General features: G+C 59.8%; 20 protein-coding genes. 1 reads left to right on the forward strand and 19 read right to left on the reverse strand.

Features of this window, described 5'->3' with window-relative positions; all coding sequences use genetic code 11:
- Positions 1 to 70 precede the first annotated feature (70 nt).
- Positions 71 to 610, forward strand: a complete 540-nt coding sequence (locus ASU23_RS04165) for a PaaI family thioesterase (RefSeq protein WP_253741190.1) — start codon at positions 71 to 73, stop codon at positions 608 to 610.
- Between the two features lie 1,683 nt (positions 611 to 2,293).
- On the opposite strand, the gene ASU23_RS04170 is transcribed toward ASU23_RS04165, so the two are convergent.
- The 19 genes from ASU23_RS04170 to ASU23_RS04260 all read right to left on the reverse strand — a co-directional run.
- The gene (locus ASU23_RS04170; protein WP_156423095.1) at positions 2,294 to 2,677 is read right to left on the reverse strand and encodes a hypothetical protein; all 384 of its coding nucleotides are present in this window, start codon (positions 2,675 to 2,677) and stop codon (positions 2,294 to 2,296) included.
- 350 nt (positions 2,678 to 3,027) lie between these two features.
- Positions 3,028 to 4,698, reverse strand: a complete 1,671-nt coding sequence (locus ASU23_RS04175; protein WP_058037390.1) for an aldehyde dehydrogenase family protein — start codon at positions 4,696 to 4,698, stop codon at positions 3,028 to 3,030.
- A 174-nt stretch (positions 4,699 to 4,872) separates the two neighbouring features.
- Positions 4,873 to 5,490, reverse strand: a complete 618-nt coding sequence (locus tag ASU23_RS04180; protein WP_058037359.1) for a TetR family transcriptional regulator — start codon at positions 5,488 to 5,490, stop codon at positions 4,873 to 4,875.
- Between the two features lie 9 nt (positions 5,491 to 5,499).
- Positions 5,500 to 6,738 carry an NAD(P)/FAD-dependent oxidoreductase gene (locus ASU23_RS04185; protein ID WP_058037360.1) on the reverse strand — a complete coding sequence of 413 codons (1,239 nt, stop codon included), beginning with the start codon at positions 6,736 to 6,738 and terminating at the stop codon, positions 5,500 to 5,502.
- Positions 6,738 to 6,917, reverse strand: coding sequence for a rubredoxin (locus ASU23_RS04190; RefSeq protein WP_058037361.1), 180 nt, complete (start codon positions 6,915 to 6,917; stop codon positions 6,738 to 6,740). The genes ASU23_RS04185 and ASU23_RS04190 overlap by 1 nt, the downstream gene beginning before the upstream one ends.
- A 6-nt stretch (positions 6,918 to 6,923) precedes the next feature.
- Complete coding sequence (locus ASU23_RS04195; RefSeq protein ID WP_058037391.1) at positions 6,924 to 7,091, reverse strand: rubredoxin; 168 nt, start codon at positions 7,089 to 7,091, stop codon at positions 6,924 to 6,926.
- A gap of 2 nt (positions 7,092 to 7,093) precedes the next feature.
- On the reverse strand, positions 7,094 to 8,314 hold the full coding sequence (locus ASU23_RS04200; RefSeq protein WP_058037362.1) for an alkane 1-monooxygenase: 1,221 nt from the start codon (positions 8,312 to 8,314) through the stop codon (positions 7,094 to 7,096).
- 226 nt (positions 8,315 to 8,540) lie between these two features.
- Positions 8,541 to 9,536: an ABC transporter ATP-binding protein gene (locus ASU23_RS04205; RefSeq protein WP_058037363.1), complete on the reverse strand. Its 996-nt coding sequence runs from the start codon at positions 9,534 to 9,536 to the stop codon at positions 8,541 to 8,543.
- 76 nt (positions 9,537 to 9,612) lie between these two features.
- Positions 9,613 to 10,188, reverse strand: a complete 576-nt coding sequence (locus ASU23_RS04210) for a hypothetical protein (RefSeq protein WP_058037364.1) — start codon at positions 10,186 to 10,188, stop codon at positions 9,613 to 9,615.
- Complete coding sequence (locus ASU23_RS04215) at positions 10,185 to 10,757, reverse strand: hypothetical protein (RefSeq protein ID WP_058037365.1); 573 nt, start codon at positions 10,755 to 10,757, stop codon at positions 10,185 to 10,187. Before ASU23_RS04215 ends, ASU23_RS04210 begins: the two co-directional genes overlap by 4 nt.
- The gene (locus ASU23_RS04220; RefSeq protein ID WP_058037366.1) at positions 10,733 to 12,181 is read right to left on the reverse strand and encodes an MCE family protein; all 1,449 of its coding nucleotides are present in this window, start codon (positions 12,179 to 12,181) and stop codon (positions 10,733 to 10,735) included. Before ASU23_RS04220 ends, ASU23_RS04215 begins: the two co-directional genes overlap by 25 nt.
- On the reverse strand, positions 12,182 to 13,300 hold the full coding sequence (locus ASU23_RS04225; RefSeq protein ID WP_058037367.1) for an MCE family protein: 1,119 nt from the start codon (positions 13,298 to 13,300) through the stop codon (positions 12,182 to 12,184).
- Positions 13,297 to 14,481 carry an MCE family protein gene (locus tag ASU23_RS04230; RefSeq protein WP_058037368.1) on the reverse strand — a complete coding sequence of 395 codons (1,185 nt, stop codon included), beginning with the start codon at positions 14,479 to 14,481 and terminating at the stop codon, positions 13,297 to 13,299. Before ASU23_RS04230 ends, ASU23_RS04225 begins: the two co-directional genes overlap by 4 nt.
- The gene (locus ASU23_RS04235; protein WP_058037369.1) at positions 14,478 to 15,473 is read right to left on the reverse strand and encodes an MCE family protein; all 996 of its coding nucleotides are present in this window, start codon (positions 15,471 to 15,473) and stop codon (positions 14,478 to 14,480) included. Before ASU23_RS04235 ends, ASU23_RS04230 begins: the two co-directional genes overlap by 4 nt.
- 4 nt (positions 15,474 to 15,477) lie before the next feature.
- Entirely contained in the window at positions 15,478 to 16,491 is a 1,014-nt protein-coding gene (locus tag ASU23_RS04240) for an MCE family protein (protein WP_058037370.1), read from the reverse strand.
- Positions 16,488 to 17,654 (reverse strand): MCE family protein, encoded by a 1,167-nt coding sequence (locus tag ASU23_RS04245; protein ID WP_058037371.1) that lies wholly within the window; start codon positions 17,652 to 17,654, stop codon positions 16,488 to 16,490. The genes ASU23_RS04240 and ASU23_RS04245 overlap by 4 nt, the downstream gene beginning before the upstream one ends.
- A complete protein-coding gene (locus tag ASU23_RS04250; RefSeq protein ID WP_058037372.1) occupies positions 17,651 to 18,439 on the reverse strand; it encodes an ABC transporter permease in 789 nt (262 codons plus the stop codon). The genes ASU23_RS04245 and ASU23_RS04250 overlap by 4 nt, the downstream gene beginning before the upstream one ends.
- 108 nt (positions 18,440 to 18,547) lie before the next feature.
- Positions 18,548 to 19,333 (reverse strand): ABC transporter permease, encoded by a 786-nt coding sequence (locus tag ASU23_RS04255; RefSeq protein ID WP_082661338.1) that lies wholly within the window; start codon positions 19,331 to 19,333, stop codon positions 18,548 to 18,550.
- Positions 19,334 to 19,551: 218 nt separating this feature from the next.
- Positions 19,552 to 20,335, reverse strand: a 784-nt coding sequence (locus ASU23_RS04260; protein WP_172827018.1) for a GMC oxidoreductase, incomplete at its 5' end; no start/stop codon positions are given.

Here is a 20,335-nt window from a genome sequence, read left to right on the forward strand (position 1 = left end):
CTGTTGACAAACAGGCCATCTATGTAGTCCGCTTGCACGGTTGGTTATCCCTAGTCCCGGCAGGAGCGGCGTGAACTACGATTCAAGCGGGACAGCGGACCTGTCAGTCGACCCATCGGGCCACATCGATCCGGTGTTGGCGAGCTGGGCTTCGGGGATGGTTGCCCGGTTGCCCGACGGCACCCAGCTGCCACCACACTCAGAGCGCTGCCTTGGTTGCGGGCCCGCCAATCCCCACGGTCATCATCTGGAGGTACATCGCGACGGGGAGAGGGTCGTTGCGGCGCAGACTTTCGACGACCGTCACGTGGGAGCACCCGGTATCGCCCATGGAGGCGCGGTAGCCACCGTCTTCGACGATCTCTTCGGATTTCTCCTCTTCATGATCGGCGAGCTTGCTGTCACCCGATCCTTGAACGTCGACTACGTCGCACCCGTGCGATTGGGAACTCCGTACACCGTGACCGCGAGTCTCGACCGGCGTGAGGGACGTCGGCTGTACGTCAGTGCACACCTGCGCCGTTCTGACGGAAAAGAAATCGCCACGGCAACAGCACTGTTCATGACAGTGACTATCGACCATTTCGTGCGCGCACTGGAACAGCCGTGAGTGGCGAGGAAGCCGGCACGCATTGTTGATGGCGGCCCTTCTTACCGACCACGGTAGCGCCTGACCGTACGAGTCCTACAAGCGTCTGCGCGACTCCCACCCGGTGCTACAAGACCAATTCGGGTGTGTTGCGCTCAGCCGGCACCAGGATTGCGACAGCGCACTTCGTGACCGCAATCTGGGCAAGGTCGACGAGTCGCTGGGCTTCCGACTAACCCGAGGTGCCCGACGATGTCAAGCACCGTGCGATGCACCGATTCCGGCGGACGATGCTGTTTCGCAATTCTCCAGATCCCACCCGGCTCCGTCGCTTGATCACCGAGGTTTTCACGACACGCCACGTCGAGCAGGGATCATCGACACCATCGAGCCAATTGCTCAGCGACATCCCAGCCAAATCACCCGATTGCCGCCACTGCGGCCCATCCCGCCTCGCCCTCGGTGACGCGGTAAGCCTGCTCGTACATCATAGAACGCCCCGAGAAGCGCCGGAGCCACGTTTAAAAGTAGCTGCCTGGAACTCCGCCTCGTACGCGATCTTCGCCAGGCCTCGGCGCGCGGCCGACCGTTCAAGGAACAACGATCGCCAGCATAATGTTACCGAATCGTTTGGCCATGTTGTCCGGCGCAGTAGGCGAGGGCGCGCTGTGTGGCCGGCTCGGCGACCAAATGATCGACCACCGAGCATGTTGCGCATCCACGCCTCGATACTTGGATCGAATCGTCCCACCACAGTCCCCGGCATTCCTCGACGGTGCTCTTCGGGCTGTGGTGGATCTAGCCGCGCTGCGTCTGTCCAGGCTGCGGGAAACCGAGGACGACGCTCTCGCAGTGATTGACCCGGTTGCGGGGGCCAGTTCAATCGTTGGCACGTCTTCTGGGCCATGCTCATCGTCCATAACGGTGTTCCCGAACGCCGGTTGACATTGAAGCACGCTTCAAGCGCGGGATTCCACAATGTACTCCGGTGATCGGCGTCGTTCGGTTTGCGCAACAGTGAACCGAGGGGATTGAACCACGTTTCACCACGCCGACTGCCTTTGGGCAGTACTCGTTATCGGTCTTCGGAACAGCTATGTCGAGCATAGGCGGCGATGTGCTAATCGTTCCGACTCGGTGAGTGGCATCCAAATCCGACGGTGGGCGGCGATGGTGTTCCTCGTGTGCGGAGGCGTCGAACCATTGGTCAGCGGTCTCTGTCGCGATGGTAGCGGGACCCTCCGACGCGGTGTGGTGCACAGGACTCGAAGGTCGGTTCGAGCGGTCGCTCCGAAGGTCGTCATGACGCGGACCGGGACCAACGGCTACTCCACCTGCAATTTCAACCCAGCTTGGCTTCGCCCCGCCTGCGACAGCGCAGAAGTGGCGTCATGTACTGGATGACGTTTGAGCGTGGCATATAGACTGTCGCCACACCGAACAGTCACTCTCCCAATCACTGTCAGCGGTCGACCGAATCCGGTAGTCGACCGTTGGCGCCGGCACTGCGCCACTCCCGTCATCGAGACAAAGCCTCCTATTGATGAAGCGCGCATGCGATCCCATCTATCCCGCTGAGCCTGCTCGGGGGAAGGCCCTGCGACAACAATCTTGTGTGTCGGAACTGATCTTGGCCGGACTCAACGCACTGCAAGGGAAATTCGAATGAGTCGATCAGCGCTGGTCACCGGCGCCTCCACCCACCTATCGAGCATGGCGCGCGCCCACCGACGTGCTGGCAAACATTTTCGTTTCAGGGTATACCGCAGTTAATTTCGCGACGAATTTCTGATCACTCTGCTGACCGCGAACAATCGTCCATAGCCGGTCAATGAAGTCGGCCAAACTTATTCCGTATGATTCGAATACCTCATCCTCGGATACTCCTCCATACGGCACCCATTTCAACGCGAGAGCCAGCAGTGCTTCTGTCTCCCCTTTGCAACGCGGAGCCTCGTCTGAAGCCTCAGCTCCGTTTCTTCGATACTTTTCGTCCCGATAGCGCCCAACAAGTTCGTCGAATAATATCTTCGCAAGCTCCACGGGATCGCTTCTAGGATAGTAAGAAGTTTTGCGGTTACCAGTCATCGTTTTTCATCCATTTTTGGTGTGTACTTAAGATTTCCATGGACATTCGGGTCCGCGTCATTCTCGGTGTCTGCGACGGCAGGGCCGAGTCCCCCACGAGAGACCGCCGATCGCCGCGGCTCACAAGAGAATGAAGGAATGGCGCTCCGCCCAATACCGCGTCGCTTTGGATACCCGCACCCTCGGCTATGCTGCGGACTATAATTCGCTCCGCATTCAACCCGAGCGTCCCGTCCGATCAAGCAGCAGCTCATACATCTATCGCCACGACCTGAGTCGTCCAGCATTACGACCTCGCCAAGCCGAAATCATACATTGATCAAGCTTGTACCACTACGATGAACATCTTTTCAGCCACGCAACGATGACAGGAATATTCCCAGCATCTTGCGCAGTGACGGGGATCCGACGTACTCGGTCAACTTTCTCGCCGTGGTCGCCGCTGCCGTATTCGTCACGAACCAGGGTGGCCGAGGCGAGAGAGAAAACTCGCCGGCCAGAACTGACCGTGGCGCGGGGCGGAACGGACCCCGGACTACGGTCCGTTCGGTGTGGCCGATGAGAAGGGAGTTGTGTACCACACCAATTCCACTTTGTACGTCAGCAAGGGTATGACCAGGAAAAGACCCCCAGGGCGCTTTCGCCGTCAGATAGCCGAATCCGGTCCAGGTGTTGACCGCGATCGTTCCGTAACGCAAGTTGGCGACTGCAGAGTCGAATGCCTGCCCGTAGGACCTGATCGTGGCCGGGTGCGCGATGATGTTCACCCCCAATGTGCCCGCGCATTCGGAATTGGCGAATTCTACTGCCTCTCTGGCGAACTCGACCCCACTGAAGGGTAGTTCGATGATTCCGAGCACAGGAGCGAAGTATTCCTCGTGGAAGATCGGGTGGTCCTCGCCCCGTCGCAGCCCCGAGCAAATCACACGCTCGTTCTTTCTGCCGACCGTCTGCGCATCCGGAAACTGCTTCAGGGCGCTCAGCAAACGTCCGTCGCTGCCTGGGTAGTAGGCCGCTCGAGTCGGCGCCCGATCGAGTGCCTCTCGCACTTCGCGCAGAAACTGATCTTTCTGCGTCCATGTGGAACTCACGACGAGAATTTGTGCGGCAACGCAATTGTATCCGCCGTTGTGGAGCCGTTGGGTTGCAACGTGCTCGGCCTGATACCGAAGGTCCGCTGATGACCACTTTCCTGGGAACACGATGGTGGGAGACACCCCACCGAGTTCACTGGTGATCGGCTTATCGAGGAGTGGGGAGTTTTCCACTTTGCGTTGCGTTCCTTGGTCTTCGGCGCCGAAGACGATGGCGTCGTGCGTTGCGGCGCTACCAGTCATGTGCACGTGTGCGACCAGATCATGGTTGACGAGATACTCCCCCACTTCTGCGCCCCCGGTGAAGATTCGTACAATATTCCGCTCGATCAAGGGGGCGAAGATCTTCTCCAGGACCGGCAGTAACGGGTCCATCACCGGGCTAAGTTTGAGGGCCACGACACGATTGTGTGCATAGATTTCGTAGAGGACGTCCAACGGTGCGATGGACGTGATGTTGCCGGCCCCGAGTACCACTCCTATCCCTGCGGTTTTCTCTGGATGAAGTTGTCCGAGGCCTGCTGCGGCCAACGCACGTACTTTGTCGATCCCGGGCTGTAGCCACACTTCGGCGGTAAAACCGTTGAGCAGTATGTTGTCGGTCACGGAGTCGGGAAGGATCTGAATACGGATTCGGTTTCCCGGTGCCGCGGTGATGTTCGACCCGGCAAGTGGACTCCTTCCCCGTTCGAGTGCGGCCAAGCTTTCAGCGAGGGCGTCGGCGTTGGTGAGCAGCGGGTACGGCCCGGAAAGCCACTCCTCTCCTACCAGCGGGGACTGCGGGTCGAGTTCTTTGATGGTGGCCGCAATGGTTACCCACTCGTCGGCGTGTACACGGACGAGTTCGCGGATATCGGCGAGGACACCCCTGCGATCATGCAAACCCGTCAGTGCCCAGGCACTCTCACCACGTTCGAGTTCGATCATCGCCGCGTCGATGGCCAGACCTAGTGGCGTGCGGGAGATACCAAGCGATATGTCAGTCACTGTGTGTCCTTCTGTGTCAGCGGTATGAATTCCGTACATCGGCAAGTGAAAGATCGAGCCATTACTGCGGCCGACGCCCACAACCCCGAGTCGGTTTCGTTCCGCACAGAGGGGCTATTTCGATCGAATGGCCTCGACGAACGGTACGTAGAACCGCGCAACGTCCTCTGCGGCTTTTTCGCCATTGGGTGCAGGTAGGGAAATGAAACTCAAGGCAGTACGGACAATCGCCTTTCCCATGAGTTCCGCATCTGCAGGTTGCGCCTGAACCCAGCTGCGGCGGAACGCTTCTGCCAATCGTTCGACGGCATGATCCATAATGAAGTCAGCTTCGACGGTAATCATTTTCAACAGATCGGTGGGTGGATCCTCGGTACGCAAGGATTGGACGAGGGGGTCCGTACTGATTTTTGCAAAGAATCCGGCGTAGCCGGTCCAGATCGCTCGGTAGCTGTCATCGGGGTGCGAATAGACCGCGTCCTCGACTCCGGTAGCGATCGTATCTGTCAGTCTGATGGCATAACTGCGAGCCAGTCCGTTTCGCGAACGAAACTCGTTGTAGAGAGTCGCACGACTGACGCCTGCTGCCTCCGCTACATCGGTCATGGTGATCGCGGACCATCGCCGCGCGAGCAGCAATGTAGAGAGCGAATCGAGGACGGCGCTTCGCATCAGGAGGGTCGCGGCACTTTGATACCGACTGCGATTTCCAGGTCGAGTGTGTTCAGACATGGTCCGACTTTATCCGGGGCTGGCGGTTTCCAGTCTTTGCCTGTCAGCGATGTAGTCCGACAAACTCGGCGATTCGCCGAGTACGTCACGGTTGAGCGAACTGCCTTCCCGTATGAGGGTCCGCGCGATGCGGATGTCCTTCGGACGTTTCATTGCGGTGGCGCCGACCAGCGATCCGTTTCGACACATGAGAATCGTGAAGTCTCCGTCCGGAACTGATCCCAGAACGACATGTTCGGAGTCCTGTGTCTGAACGCCGGCGAACTGGAGCGATTTTCCGTACTGGCTCGTCCACCCCCACGGCACCTCGACCGGCTGCAGCGGGCGTCCGAGAATCGACCGGGCCGCTCGATCACCTTGTGCAAGTGCGCTGTTCCAGTTCTCGTGACGTGTTCGCCGACCGGCCACGGGGTCGAAGATGTTGGCGACGTCGCCCGCAGCGAATACGGCCGGGGCCGACGTCCTGTGCTGCTCGTCGATCGTGATGCCGTTGTCGACGTCGATCCCCGCCGCGGCCGCCATATCTGTATTCGGTAGCATACCGACGGCGCTCAATGCCATCGCAGCCGACCACGTACGTCCGCTGGCGTCGGTCGCGATCACCGAGTCCTCGCTCTCCTCGATTGCGGCCAATTGCACGTCGGCCTGAATGTCGACCCCATGTGCACGATGCAAGCCGACGAGATAGTCGGCAGCCTCGCGCGGGCAAAATCGGCTCAACGGACGCACTCCGGCCTCGAGGATCGTGACTGCAGCACCGAGTTCACGGGCGGTCGCAGCAACTTCCATTCCGATCAATCCAGCGCCTATGACCAACAACGATCCCGCGTCGAGGATGGCCGTGCGCAGTGATTCCACGTCCGCGACGCCGCGCAATTGGTGCATGCGTATCCCGGCGCGGTGTGCAACGATTCGGGGCCGGCCGCCGGTGGCGAGCAGAAGGGTGTCGTAGCTGATGGTTTCGCCGGTATCGAGTGACAGAATGCGCGTGGCGGTGTTCAGTGTGGTCACTTGCGTGGACAATCGGAGTTCGATGTCGTTGGCGGCCCAGTGACCAGCCGGGTGAAGCAGAGCCTTCTCGATGGCAGTGGTACCCGCGAGGAGATCTTTCGAGAGCGTTGGACGCCGGTAGGGTGCGTACGCTTCCTCACCAATCATGACGATGCGGCCGTCGAATCCCTCTGCGCGAAGCGTATTGGCCGCACTGGACCCCGCCACGCCCGTTCCGATTATGACGATGACCCTCATCAGCGGTTCACCTCGACCATGTCGAAGTCGCTTTTCGCTGCTCCACAGTCGGGGCAACTCCAGTCTTCGGGGATATCACTCCAGCGGGTCCCTGCCACGATCCCCTCGTCCGGCCAGCCTTCGGCTTCGTCGTACTCGAATCCGCACTGGACACAACGGAAAAGTTTGAAATCGGACATGTCCTATCAGACTTCTTTCTTCTCGAAATCGAGCTTCTCGCGGACACCGCAGTCCGGGCAGCACCAGCTGTCGTCGACCGCGTCCCAGGGGGTTCCTGCCGGGTATCCCTCGCGCGGTGCACCTTTCGTCTCGTCGTAGACGAAGCCGCAGATGGGGCATTGATAGGCACTCATGATCACTTCACTCCGTAGCGGGAACGAATCTTCGCGCTTTTGCGCGGATCGACATTTACCAAGGTGATATCTCCCTGGTAGTGATCGAGCACTCGGTGGTCCATGACTTTGCGCCACAGGGGCGGAAAATACGCGAGTCCGATCAAGCTTGCGTAACCGGTCGGCAAATTGGGTGCTCCGTCCATGCTGCGGAGCGTCTGGTAACGGCGAAGAGGATTCGCGTGGTGGTCACTGTGCCGTTGTAGGTGGTAGAGGAAGATATTGGTGACGATGTGATCGGAGTTCCAGCTGTGTGCTGGCGCACATCGCTCATATCTTCCCGATTCCAGCTTCTGTCTCATCAGTCCGTAGTGCTCGAGGTAGTTGACCGTTTCGAGCAAGGACGCTCCGTAGATCGCCTGAATCACCAGGAATGGCAGCACGACCCAACCGAACACTGCGGTCAACGCACCGAACAGAACGATCGACATCACCCACGCGTTTAGTACGTCGTTCTGAAGACTCCACGTGCGCTTACCGATACGATGCATCCGCGTGCGCTCGAGCTCCCATGAGGACGTGATGGCACCGAAAACGCTGCGCGGAAGGAACATCCAGAAATTTTCGCCGAATCGGGCGCTGGCTGGGTCTTCGGGAGTGGAAACTCGCACGTGATGGCCGCGGTTGTGCTCGATGTAGAAGTGCCCGTACATCGTTTGGGCGAGGGTGATCTTGGAGAGCCAGCGCTCGAGGTTTTCGCGCTTGTGTCCCATTTCGTGTGCGGTGTTGATCCCGATTCCACCCATGACTCCGACGGTGAACATCACGCCGATTTTCGACATCAGTCCCAAGCCTCCGTCGATCCCCAACCATCCGAGGTCATCGGCGGACCAGAGGTAGCAGGCTAAGACCAGGCTGACGAGTTGGAAGGGGATGTAGGCGTAGGTGCAGTACCGGTAGTACTTGTCGTTCTCGAGTTGCTCCATCACCTCGTCCGGGGGGTTCTGCCCGTCCGGGCCGAAGAATCGGTCGAGGATCGGCAGCATCACATAAAGCAGGATCGGACCGACCCACCACACGATGGGTGTTACCGCTGACCATCCGAGTTTTCCGAAACCGTATGCCAGTCCTGTGGCCACGAACAGGGCCGTCGGCGCAATCAGTCCGAGCAGCCAGAGGTAGCGCTTTTTGTCATGCCATTCGTCGACTGGGTGGGGTGGTTGAGAGCGAGTGGGTGTACTCATCGGGACTCCTTGCTGGGGCGCGCACACACACAGGAAGTATGCAGTGTCGCTAATCACATCTATTTGTACAATATATCATTTTTGCTCATTTACTAGATAAATTGACCGGTTTTGTCTACCTATGTTCGCATCGCCCGACGAAGTGTTTGCACTGCTTTGAACGCAGCAAAGGGAAGCCCGCCGGTGCGGCGGCCTCCCTTTATGCCTCGAAGACTTGGCTCGCGCCTCAGGTGTAGAGCATCTCCACGCTGCCGAAACTGTTGCGTATGACCGCCTGTGCGTTAGCTGGGAGGGTGTGCATGATCTGACGGACGCGCTCCTGGCGACGACGAACAGCCTGACGCTCCGGGTTTCCGGGGGTGGCCTTCATCTGCGGCACGATGCCCTCGACGTCGTCGACACCACCGGCGTGGTGACCGGCGTCGACGAGCGCCTGCTCGTGCGCCATCTGAGCCTCGTCCTTCTCCTCCGACATACCGATCGGACCGATCATCGTTCCGTTGAGGAACTGCTTGACGACGGGCTCGTCCGAGGTGAGCAGCACCTCGCGAGGACCGAACATCACCAACTGACGACGGAAAAGCATGCCGATGTTGTCCGGCACCGTGCGTGCGAGATTGATGTTGTGCGAGACGATCAGAATCGTCGCGTCCGACTGGGCGTTGATGTCGATCAGCGTTTGGCTGATGTACGTCGTACGCACCGGATCCAGACCGGAGTCGGGCTCGTCGACGAGGATGATCTCGGGATCGAGAACGAGTGCACGCGCCAGACCGGCACGCTTGCGCATGCCGCCGGAGATCTCACCGGGAAGCTTGTCCTCGGCGCCGACCAGACCCGTGAGGTCCAACTTCTCCATCACGATCTTGCGGATATCGGATTCCGACTTCTTGGTGTGCTCACGAAGCGGGAAGGCGATGTTGTCGTACAAGTTCATCGAGCCGAACAGTGCGCCGTCCTGGAAGAGAACGCCGAACAGTTTGCGGATCTCGTAGAGCTCCTTGGAGGAGCACTGCAGGATGTCCGTGCCGTCGATGACGATGGAGCCTTGTTCAGGGCGGAGCAGTCCGATCAGGGACTTCAGGAACACCGACTTACCGGTACCCGAAGGCCCGAGCAGTGCGCTGACCTCACCCGCGGGAAGTGTCAACGACACGTCCTGCCAAATCCTCTGCGACCCGAAAGACTTTGTCAGTCCTTGTACCGCTACCTCGACACCCATGACTAGGCTCCCTCTTCTTGCTTGCTAGTGACTTGCGAACACAATCGAACTCAAACCTGTGGGAGTGCCGCCGATCTCAGACGGGTGTGATGTCGGAGATGAGCCAACTACCATCGGCATCTGTCATGGTGACCCGCACGCGGCTGCCATCCAGCCGAGGCCCCTCGTATTTGGTGCTGGTGGTGCTTTGGTTGAGAAACAGCAGCAACGTCACGTCATTCGCGTCAGCGTTGACCACCGAACTCTCCACCACCTCAGCGACGGTGATGATCGAATCTCGATGCGCCGCAGGGATGATGACGCCGGAGCTGAGTTCGGCGAAATCGTCTCGAAACTTTCCGGTTAGATTGTCTACGGCCGAGGCGAATTGCGTATCCACTGTATTGAAATCGTAGGACAGCACCTGCGGCAAACGAGTCTCGGCCGAATCGGTGGCTGCCGTGATCGCGTCATCTGTGGCGCGATGACCTGACAGTTGATGTTCGAGTACTGCCGTACCTCCAATCGCACCGGCCAACAGTATCCCGAGTCCAGCGAGCGATACGGCCGTTGTCCGCGTGCTCAAGGTAGACAGTCTCCGCAGCGGTCTGCGGCGCGTCGGCCGGTGACGAGCGAGGGCCAAATCCGACTTCACTTCTTCGGTCGCGTTCATGCCACGAACTCCACGTTGGAAACGAGCCAATTGCCGTCTATTTCCTCGAGATTCATCTTCATGCGGTAAACCCGTTGCTGCCCTTCCGGAGCTTCGGTGTTCTTGACCGTGGAGGTAACAGCCGTCAGAACTGTTGCGTGAGAGTCGTCGGAGTCGACGATCCCTATTTCCTTTACCTCGCCGGTCGATTTGACCTGACCGTCGTTGAGGACGGTGGCAAAGCTGCCCGAGATCTTCTCGAACTGATCCCGAAACGATCCCGTCGCACTAGCCGCGATCGAATCCAAATTCTCCTGAGCGGCATCGTGATCGAGGGAAACAAGTTGTGACGCGATGCGACTGGCGGTTTCCGTGACCGTGCGATCCCGGGCAGTATCGGCGTTGTCCGCGCGAACCTCGAGTCCGGCGCGAACACAGAGTCCACCGAAAATCAGGACTGCGATGGCCAGCGCCGCGAAGACGATTCCGCGGAACCTGCTCGCTACCGGGAGGCTAGAAGTGCCCTTCGGCGTGCTGTCGAGCTCGTCTATGAGATCAGAATTGTCTACTTGATCAGAAGTGATTGCCATCCCAAGTCTTCCTTTCCGTGTGCTGTGTCCTGGACCGATTGACCGAGGATGTAAGTAATGCCGTCCGGCCCGCGGAACGCTCCCTTGGCTTCCGAATAGGGTGTGGCGGTGTCGACCTGCGTTGAGCGCGGTGTCGGTTCGGGTGTTCTAGCTGGCGCAAGAACGGCGGGCTGCGGTGCAGCCCCGCCGCCCGGTACCGAATCCCCGGGGTGTGCGAGCATCTCCGGCCATGTCGAGGGGAGCCCCCGTGGGCAGTTGGCGATATCCGCAGTTCGGACGCTCGGATCGGTGGCGCAGGGGAGGTTGCGTGCACCACGCGGCACTTTCGGATTATCCGGCGCGACCTTGCAGTACGCGCCGGGCGGCACTTCGGCCGGACCGATGTCGGACGGATCTCGCCGTACCGTGGACTGGTATCCCTCGGTGCACGGGGGCGGGTTGAGAGTGTTGCCCAGCTTGATGTCTAGGGGCGCTTGGGGTGAGAGTTTGTCGTCGTCGAGTTGGAAGCCGGTCACGCTGTAATTACTCACTGCCGACAGTGCCGGATAGACCACGAGGATCTGGCGTAGTTGAGGCAAATTGACTCGTAAGACCTGGCCACCGGTTTGCAGGTCGGACAACAGTACCGGCAGCGTGGGATCGAGCTCGGCGAGGGTCCCCGAGACGGTGTCGGCGGCACTGGAAGCATGGTCGAGAACCCCGCGAATGTGACCGTCACTGAGCGTGAGTTGTTCGGTGAACGAGGCGAGATCATGTGTGAAGGATCGTACGTCGCCACTGACCTCGTTGCCGGTGTTGAGAAGGGGTTCGGCATCATGAACCAGATCGAGTGTAGGGCCGATGTCGGTCTGCGCGAGTGCGAGCAGACGTGAGGACGAGTCGATCAGCGATGACAGGGCCGGGCCGGTGCCGTCAAACGCCAGGTATGTCTCGTCGACAGCGGTGCGTAGAGTTTCGGGAGCAACACTGTCGAGGAGCCGCTGGGTTTGATCGAGGACCACCGCGGTACTCGTGGGCACCGAGGTTTTTTGCACTCGGATGACGTCACCGTCAGCGAGATACGGGCTACGCTCGGTGGCCGGTGTCAGATCGACGAACTGCTCGCCTATCGCTGACATACTCTTGATTGTGGCGAGGGTGTCGGCCGGCACCTGGGGTTCATTCCGCAGCTGCATGCTCACTCGGACCACGTCGGAGGCCAGATCCAGATCGATTGCTGTCACGCGTCCTATGTCGAGTCCCCGATAGGTGACCAACGCGTTCTTGTATATGCCACTGCCATCAGTGAATTCGGCGCTGACAGTGTATGTGTCGAAGCCGGTGAGTCGTTGGATTCCAACGTAGCGAATCAATCCGTACACCAGGCTCGCGATGGCAAGGATCGCGAAGACGATCAGTTGGCCCTTGACCAGTTTAGTATGCATCTAGCGTCCGCCGTTCGTGTTGTCGGTCCCGGTCGGAGCCGAAGGCTCGGTCGGGGCGATCAATGGGTTGACGGCTCGATTGGACATGGGGACGAGATCCTTGACCGGGAAGGAGCCGACGACCTTCGTCTGGATGGCTTCCGCGCTGAGATCGAGTGTGAGGAACAGATTGGCGTAGTCACCCCGAAAGCCCTTCTCCACCGCGGTCACAGGGAAGGGGTAGGTCAGTCCCACCAGCAGGGATTCGGGCAGGTCCTCGCCTGCTGCGGCCAGTTGTGTCAAGACCGGCCCGAGGCTGTGCAGGTTCGCGGTCAGATCTTCTTGGCTACTGCTCAGGACCTCGGCCGCCCGGTCTCCGAGATTTCCGACGCTGTCGAGCATCGTTACCAACTGCGTCTTCTGCTCGTCGAGGACGGCGAGGGCCGGTTGGATCGCCTCGATACCGCTGCCGAGTGTGTCCTTCTGCAGAGCAAGCTCGTAGGAGAACTGGTCGAGACTGTCGATGGCTCGCACGATGTCCTCACGCTGCTGGTCGAGCCCACTCACAAACGTCTCGATTCGTCCGAAGGACCGGTTCACCGCGTCCTCGTTACCGCCGACAGCGTCGTTGAGTTCGGTCATGATGGTGCGTACCTGTTGCAAGCCACTGCCATTGAGAACCAGCGACAGCGCAGCGAGCACCTGCTCAGTGGCTGGGTATTGCGAACTCGACGTCAATGCGATGCTGTCACCGTCCTGCAGTTTCTCTCCCTCGCCGCCGGGGCCTGTCGGCGAGGTCAGTTCGAGATACTGCGCGCCAAGCACACTCGTCTGCGCAAGCTGCGCGGTGACGTTCCTGGGCAACTCGACCTGGTCGTCGATATCGGCTGTGACGACTGCGATGCTGTTTTTCACCGCGATGGTCGTGACGGTCCCGACCGTGACGTTATCCGCCTTCACTATCGAGTTTCCCACCAGATTCTGGACATCACGCAGCTCAATGGTCACGGTGTACGCGCCGCTGCCGACCGAATTACCTGGCAACGGAAGAGAATTGGCCCCGTCGAATCGGCAGCCTGTCGCCATCACCGTGGTCAGTGCGAGCATTCCGATCAGTTTCAGTGGTGCAACGGTCTTCATCGTCCACCTCCTGGTGTGAATAGTTCGGGAAGTCCGGGGGCTACTGTGGGGGAAAGAGCAGGAGCGGTGGCAGGCGGGCCCGATCCTCCGCCCTGAGCTGCTCGCACGGCGGCACTGAACAGGTCGCCGAAGTTCTCGCTGGCCCGTGTGCACTCTTGTTGCGGCGCATCGACTGTCGTGAGTAACGCACAGATCATCGACATCGGATCCGGGTAATCCGCAATCTCGATGTTCGCGGTGAGCGAATTGGAATCGGGATCGTAGATGTTGTATAGATCCGCGAGCGCGGTGGGAGCGCCATGCAGAATCTGTGCGAGATCGTCTACCCTGTTCACCAGCAGATTCGTGATCCGGGTGAGCGAGGAAACGTCCTTCGTCAACGCCCCCCGATTGTCGCCGACGAACTTCTGGATTTCGGGGAGCATCGAATCGAGTGCGGCCACGGCAGCGTCGAGCTCAGTGCGATTGTCGTTGAGCAGCTTCGAAGCGCCGCCGAGCTGCGAGGCGAAGATCTCGATCTCGGAATCGTTGGCGGCAAGTGCAGACACCACCGTCTGCAGGTTGCGCACCGTCCCGAAAAGATCCGGCCCGCCGTCGGCGAGCGTCCGCATGGCTGCGGAGAGATTGATGAGGCTCTCCTTGAGAGTCTTGCCGTTCCCGCCCAGCGCCTTGGTGGTGGCATCGGCGATGCGGCTCAGCGCACCGCCCTCGTTCCCGTCCTTCGGACCGAGGTCGGTGGCGAGGTCGGCTACCTGCTTCTTGACCTGATCGTATTCGACCGGGACGGCGGTTCGTTCGAGTGGAATCTCGGCACCGTCGGCGAGTTTGGGTCCGGCATCGGAGACGGAGGTCAGCTGAATGTAGCGGCCCGATACCAGGGTCGGTGCCACGATCACGGCACGGCTGTCCGCATCGACCCCGTGCTCCGAGTCGAAGTGCAGGGAGATTTTCACCTGGTCGCCGATCGGTTCGATGGTGTCCACCGCACCCACCGGAACGCCACGAATCATGACCCGGTCCCCGGTGTACAAACCCACCGAGCTTACGAAGTACGCCGTCACCTTCGTCGCAGCCGAACTCGCAGCCCAGGTCGCGAGGGCCGTGGCGACGATAGCGACAACGATCAAGCCTGCCAAGATCCTGCCAGGCAAGGGGATTCGGCGTCTGCTCTGCGTACTCATCGGTGACTGTCTCCTCCAGGGCTGCCGGGTTGTTGCCCGTTGAGATTGGCCGGGGTGATGTTCTGTAGCAGTACGCTGAAGAACGGTCCGCTCCCAACGACCTCGCCGAGCTGGGTGACGTAGGGTCGCAGACCCGAAATAGAGTCGTTGATGTTGGCGTAGTTGGCATTGAGGGTTTCCAGAACCCTGTCTACCTGGGCGAGCATCGGCCCGGTAGTAGCGGCATTGTCCTGGGCCAGCCCTCGGAGCTCGTCGCTCACGGCGCGGACGCGCACAAGCAGGGCGCGAATGGTCGCCGCTCGATCGTTGAGGGCAGAAAACAAGATCCCTCCGTCGGAGACCAGTGCCACCAGGTTCTGATTCCGCTCTGCGAGGATTCCCGTGACCGAGTTTGATTGCTGCAAGAGGTTGCGCAGTTCCTCGTCCCGCGAGGCGATGGTCGTCGACAATCGCGACAAACCCTCGAGCGAGGGACGGAGATTGTCCGGAATCTCGTCGAGAACGGTCGACACACTGTCGAGCGCTTCCGAAAGTTGCTTCTTGTCTGTCCCTTCGAGTCGATGAGTCAACTGATTGAGGGATTCGGTGATATCAAACCCCGAGGAGGTGTTCTCCAATGAGATTCGGTCACCGATGTCACCGTCACCGTCAGGGCGCACTTCTACGTAGCGGCGACCGAGTGCAGTCTCCACCTTAATGGAGGCGGTGGTGCGCTTGCCGAGTGAGCGGCCGTCGGTATCGATCTCGAGATCTATGTCTACATGGTCACCGGACAAAGAGATCGACGAGATCTTGCCGACCTCGATCCCAGAAATCTGTACCGAGTCCCCCGCCGTCAGTCCGCTGGCATCGTCGAACTCTGCAACCACAGTCTGTGTGCCGGATAGTCCGGGAATGCTGTCGTAATTGAAGACCGCGACGAGGGCAGCGATAATGATCGCGGTTCCCACCAGGCCCATTCGGACAGGGTCCCGTTCCTGGAATGATCTCATTCGCTTACCTGCATCTTTCTGCTGGCGCTGTGAACATGGGTGTGGTTGCCGGGCCGCCGATTCCGGGATACCGAATGGCGAGGCCGCAGACGAAGAAGTTGACGAAATTTCCGTAACCCGACGCTCGGTTCAACAGTTGATAGGTGCTGGGGAGTTTGGCCAAGAGCAGATTCAGCGTGTCGGCCTTGTCGTTGAGATTGCTTGCCAGCTGTTGGAGTTGGGTGATGTCTGTTGCTATTGCCGGACGATTGTCCGCGAGGAGCTGCGCAGTTTCTGCGGCGCCGGCACCGATGTGGTCGATTGCCGTGGTAATCGTGTCCCTGTCGGCGTTGAGTCCACTGACCAACTGCTGGAGGTTGACGACGAGCTCGCTGAACTGATCACCTCGACGATGCACGGTATCGAGTGCGGCGGAGAGATTGTCGATAGTCCGCCCGATGACCTCGTCGCGGTCGGCGAGACTGTTACCCAGGGTCCCGATCTGTCGGATCAGGGACGCGATATTCTGTTCCTGCCCGTTCAACACCTCGATCAACGAGGCGGAAAGCTCGTTCGTCTGATCGGGATCGAGGCCCTGCAACAGCGGCTTGAAGCCGTTGACAAGAGTATCGATGTCGAGCGCAGGTCGCGTTTGCCCCACCGGGATCGCGTCTCCCTCTGAGCGGACGCCGGATGCGTCGGGGTCGATGGTCAATTCCAGGTAGCGGTCACCGATCAGATTCTTGTATTTGATGGCGGCCGTGGAACTGTTGAACACATCGATATCAGTGGAGACGGTGAAGTCGACTTGTACCAGTCCGTCCCCGGCGAAGGCGACTTTCGTGACGTCGCCGACCGGGACGCCTGCGACCTTGACGTCTTCACCGGTCTTCATTCCGGATGCACTGGTGAACAGCGCTCGGTAGCTGCGCGCCGCACCGAACCGCAGATCGCCGACGACGACGACCAGCATCGCCGTGATGACGGAAGTGATCACGAGGAATACGACGAGCTTGAGCCCGGCATGTCGCGCGATCATCGGGTCATTCCGTAAATCAGCGAGGCGAACGGATTGCCGATCAGGTCCATGGGCGAGAGTACAGGACCGTATACCGTTGTTCCGGTGTTGAAGTCGGTATGACCAGGAGGGGCGCTGTTCGGCCCGTACGGGTACCCGTAGCAGCTCGGCGGATTGTCGGCACCGTTCACGGGCAGATCCTCTTCGTAGGTATAGGGCGGATCACCCATCAGTAAGGTGCCCAGGATGTTGAGGCCGGGCCGGTCTCCGCCGAATGCACGCTCGAGATATCTGCGCGACTGATTGAGACTCGAGAAGAAGCACGGGTAGGACGGTGAGTACTCCGCCAACAGCCTTGTCGTCGGATCCAATGCGTCGACCGCGCGAATCAATGGCGTTCCCGAGCGGTCGAGCACCTGGGTGCCGGTGTTTCCGAAAGTGGTGAAGCTCAACAGAAATGCACTCAGCTGAGCCTGCTTCTCTACGACGGTATTGCCGGCGACAGAGAGGTTGCCGACGGTGTCCATGAAGTCCGGGGTGACAGCGGCGAATGTCTCGATGTTGTCGGCAAGCAACGGGATGTCCCGCTGTAGGATCGGCATGCTCTCGTTGAACTGGCCGAGATATCGATCGACGTCGACCAAAAGGTCCCCGAAACGTTCGCCGCGGCCATCAAGGGCAGTATCCAGGGCGGTCAGTGTCGCGCTGACCTTCTGCGGCTCGATCGTATCGAGCACACCCAACAGAGACTGGAAGGTACGGTTGATCTCGACGGAGACCTTGGCGTTGTCGATTACCGATCCAGCGGTCAAAGTACTCGTCAATGGATATTCGGGGGTCACGAGAGTGACGAACTTCCGCCCGAACAGTGTTGTCGGGGCGATGTCCGCGCCCACGTTCGACGGTAATTTGCGGGCTTCCTCGGGTTTGAGTTCCAAGATCAGCGTTGCGTGATCGTCATCGAGTTCGACCCGATCGACGCGTCCGATCACCATCCCCTTCACCTTGACGTCTGATCCAGGTTCCATGAGCAGACCAGCTCGGTCCGCGTACAGGAAAACGCGAGTGCTCGGGGTCAACACCCCGGTGTATGACGCGAGCGCGCCGACCAGAACCAGAAGAGCACAAACCAGTGCGATCATCGCCAGCAGTATTGCGCGACCGCGCGAGATTTCGATTCTCATCCGGACACCCGTACCGTCGAATGCACGCCGCCGTAGACCGCGATACCGACTACGAGGTCGATGACCATGATGGCGATCAAAGATGTACGGACTGCACGCCCCACCGCGACGCCGACACCGGCAGGCCCGCCCGATGCGTTGTACCCGTGGTAACAGTGCACGCACATCACGACAACCGAGATGACGAGGACTTTGACCAGTGACCACAGGACGTCGTAGGGGTCGAGGAAAAGATTGAAATAGTGCGTATAGGTACCCGAGGACTGATCGGACAACACGACACTGACGATTTCGGTCGACGCGTATCCCATGAACAGAGCGATTGCGTACAGCGGTGCGACTGCCACAAGACCTGCGAGAATGCGAGTGGTAACAAGGTACGGGATCGACGGGACCGACATCACCTCCAACGCGTCGATCTCCTCACTGACGCGCATCGCCCCGAGCTGGGCCGTGAAACCGGCCCCGACCGTAGCTGTCAGCGCGACACCCGCGATCACCGGAATCGCCTCACGAGTGTTGAAGAACGCGGAGATGAAACCCGACATCGCCTCGACACCCACACGCCCTAGCGAGCTGCTTCCTTGCTGTCCGACTTCGTACCCTGCTGCAGCAGTGAGGAACCCGACGATGACAACGGTTCCACCAATCACCGCGAGGGCACCCGTGCCGAGGCTAACCTCGGCGATCAGTCGCACCACTTCACGGCGGTAGCGCCGCAGAGTTCGTGGAATCCACCCAATGCTGTGGATGTGGAACGAGAGCTGTGAGCCGGCATCGACCATCCCATCGGTAGATCGCTGTGCAGCACCTCGGAGCTTGTGCCCCCAGGGCTTTTGGCGAAGGACGGAGTCGATACCGTGTTCGCTGGAGGTAGTCATGGCAAGTCCCGTTCAGTGAATGGTCAACGTAGTGATGATGGCGTTGGAGAGAAAAAGCAGCAAAAAGCTGAACACAACGGTCTGGTTCACAGCGTCGCCGACTCCCTTGGGCCCGCCCTTTGCATTCAGCCCTAGGTGGCAAGCAACCAGTCCGGCCAGAAAACCGAACACCGCGGCTTTCATCTCACTGATCATCAGATCAGGGAGTCCTGTCAAAATCGGTATGGCAGTGATGAATTGCCCGGGGGTCGCGCCTTGAAGGTACACCGCATACAGGTAGCCACCCACCAACCCGACGGCGGTGACCAGTCCGTTGAGGAAAAGGGCAACGACGGTGGAGGCAATGACGCGTGGGACGACGAGTCGCTGCAGAGGATCGATTCCCAGAACTCGCATTGCATCGATTTCTTCGCGGATCGTGCGGGATCCCAAGTCCGCACATATTGCCGTTGCGCCAGCTCCTGCTACCACGAGAACTGTTACTACAGGACCGATTTCGCGTATCACTGCGACGCCGGCGCCAGCACCACTGAGATCGATGGCCCCGATCTCATTGAGCAGCACATTGATCTGAAAGACGACCATCACACAGAAGGGAATCGCCATGAGCAGCGTCGGCACGATGGAGACGCTGGCAATGAACCATGCCTGGTGCACAAATTCCCGAAACTGAAAGGGTCGACGAGGAAGCCGCCGCAGTGTTTCTGCCGCAGTGCCGTAGAACTGTCCGATTGCGCGGGGAACTACGGTTGCCAACTCAACCCAACGCCCTGCCACACGACTATCTGTGGTGCTCATCATTTTCCGTTTCGGTCATGGATCGGGAACGAATCAATCTGTGGAAGTTTCACCTCCACGGCGCGACCGTCTCGGCGACGGAGAGAAACAGTCACATCGGCGCGAGCGCCGATCGGCGACCTCTCGTTGCAGCACTGTCGGGTCACCGTTCCTGCCGTCCAGTAAGTCGCGCGTACCGGGGTGTCAAAGTACAGTACATGGTCGCAGATCCGAGTGGATTACGAATTGCTCTGCGCACCAGTCATTTTCCCCGAAGAGCTAGTGATCTTCACGATCGGCAAGACCAGCGCGGCCGGAGCCGACGCCGGCACCACAGGCGACTTGGGTGCAATCGGAGCCAAACGCTCGTAGCCGCTGCCCTGGGCGGGACGCAGGTCGGTCTCCCCCTTGTTCGGCCACAGCGAGGCCGAGCGCTCGGCCTGAGCGGCAATGGTCAGCGACGGATTCACACCGAGGTTGGCCGAGACCGCTGCGCCGTCGACGACGCTGAGCGTCGGGTAGCCGTACACGCGGTGGTACGGATCGATGACGCCGTGATCGGAATCCGACGCGATAGCGCAACCACCCAGGAAGTGCGCCGTCAGTGGAACGTTGAAGATCTCGCCCCACGTACCAGCGGGGACGCCGTCGATCTTCTCGGCAACTCGACGCGTCGCCTCGTTGCCCTCCGGGATCCACGTCGGGTTCGGCTGACCGTGGCCCTGCTTGCTGGTGACCTTGCGTCGACCGAACAGGCCCTTCTTCGTGTACGTGGTGATCGAGTTGTCGAGGTTCTGCATGACCAACGCGATGATCGTGCGCTCACTCCAGTCCTTGACCGTGAGCGTGCGCAACAGACCCAAGGGGTGCCGCAGAACCATCTTCAGGTATTTCAGGAACCGTGGCGTCTTGCCGCCGCCGTCCGTCATCAAGGTCTGCAACAGGCCCATCGCGTTCGATCCCTTGCCGTAGCGGACCGGCTCGATGTGGGTGTCGCTGCTCGGGTGGAACGACGAGGTGATC

The organism is Rhodococcus sp. KB6 (genome assembly GCF_001445685.1).
Classification (GTDB): domain Bacteria; phylum Actinomycetota; class Actinomycetes; order Mycobacteriales; family Mycobacteriaceae; genus Rhodococcus_F; species Rhodococcus_F qingshengii.

Coding starts and splice junctions, on each gene's coding strand:
- ASU23_RS04195 (WP_058037391.1), bottom strand. CDS start 7,091: ATGAGTGCCTATCAATGCCCCATCTGCGGCTTCGTCTACGACGAGACG.
- ASU23_RS04200 (WP_058037362.1), bottom strand. CDS start 8,314: ATGAGTACACCCACTCGCTCTCAACCACCCCACCCAGTCGACGAATGG.
- ASU23_RS04215 (WP_058037365.1), bottom strand. CDS start 10,757: ATGGCAATCACTTCTGATCAAGTAGACAATTCTGATCTCATAGACGAG.
- ASU23_RS04170 (WP_156423095.1), bottom strand. CDS start 2,677: ATGACTGGTAACCGCAAAACTTCTTACTATCCTAGAAGCGATCCCGTG.
- ASU23_RS04210 (WP_058037364.1), bottom strand. CDS start 10,188: ATGAACGCGACCGAAGAAGTGAAGTCGGATTTGGCCCTCGCTCGTCAC.
- ASU23_RS04240 (WP_058037370.1), bottom strand. CDS start 16,491: ATGATCGCGCGACATGCCGGGCTCAAGCTCGTCGTATTCCTCGTGATC.
- ASU23_RS04185 (WP_058037360.1), bottom strand. CDS start 6,738: ATGAGGGTCATCGTCATAATCGGAACGGGCGTGGCGGGGTCCAGTGCG.
- ASU23_RS04250 (WP_058037372.1), bottom strand. CDS start 18,439: ATGGTCGATGCCGGCTCACAGCTCTCGTTCCACATCCACAGCATTGGG.
- ASU23_RS04190 (WP_058037361.1), bottom strand. CDS start 6,917: ATGTCCGATTTCAAACTTTTCCGTTGTGTCCAGTGCGGATTCGAGTAC.
- ASU23_RS04225 (WP_058037367.1), bottom strand. CDS start 13,300: ATGAAGACCGTTGCACCACTGAAACTGATCGGAATGCTCGCACTGACC.
- ASU23_RS04235 (WP_058037369.1), bottom strand. CDS start 15,473: ATGAGATCATTCCAGGAACGGGACCCTGTCCGAATGGGCCTGGTGGGA.
- ASU23_RS04255 (WP_082661338.1), bottom strand. CDS start 19,333: ATGAGCACCACAGATAGTCGTGTGGCAGGGCGTTGGGTTGAGTTGGCA.
- ASU23_RS04175 (WP_058037390.1), bottom strand. CDS start 4,698: ATGATCGAACTCGAACGTGGTGAGAGTGCCTGGGCACTGACGGGTTTG.
- ASU23_RS04245 (WP_058037371.1), bottom strand. CDS start 17,654: ATGAGAATCGAAATCTCGCGCGGTCGCGCAATACTGCTGGCGATGATC.
- ASU23_RS04230 (WP_058037368.1), bottom strand. CDS start 14,481: ATGAGTACGCAGAGCAGACGCCGAATCCCCTTGCCTGGCAGGATCTTG.
- ASU23_RS04205 (WP_058037363.1), bottom strand. CDS start 9,536: ATGGGTGTCGAGGTAGCGGTACAAGGACTGACAAAGTCTTTCGGGTCG.
- ASU23_RS04220 (WP_058037366.1), bottom strand. CDS start 12,181: ATGCATACTAAACTGGTCAAGGGCCAACTGATCGTCTTCGCGATCCTT.
- ASU23_RS04180 (WP_058037359.1), bottom strand. CDS start 5,490: ATGTCTGAACACACTCGACCTGGAAATCGCAGTCGGTATCAAAGTGCC.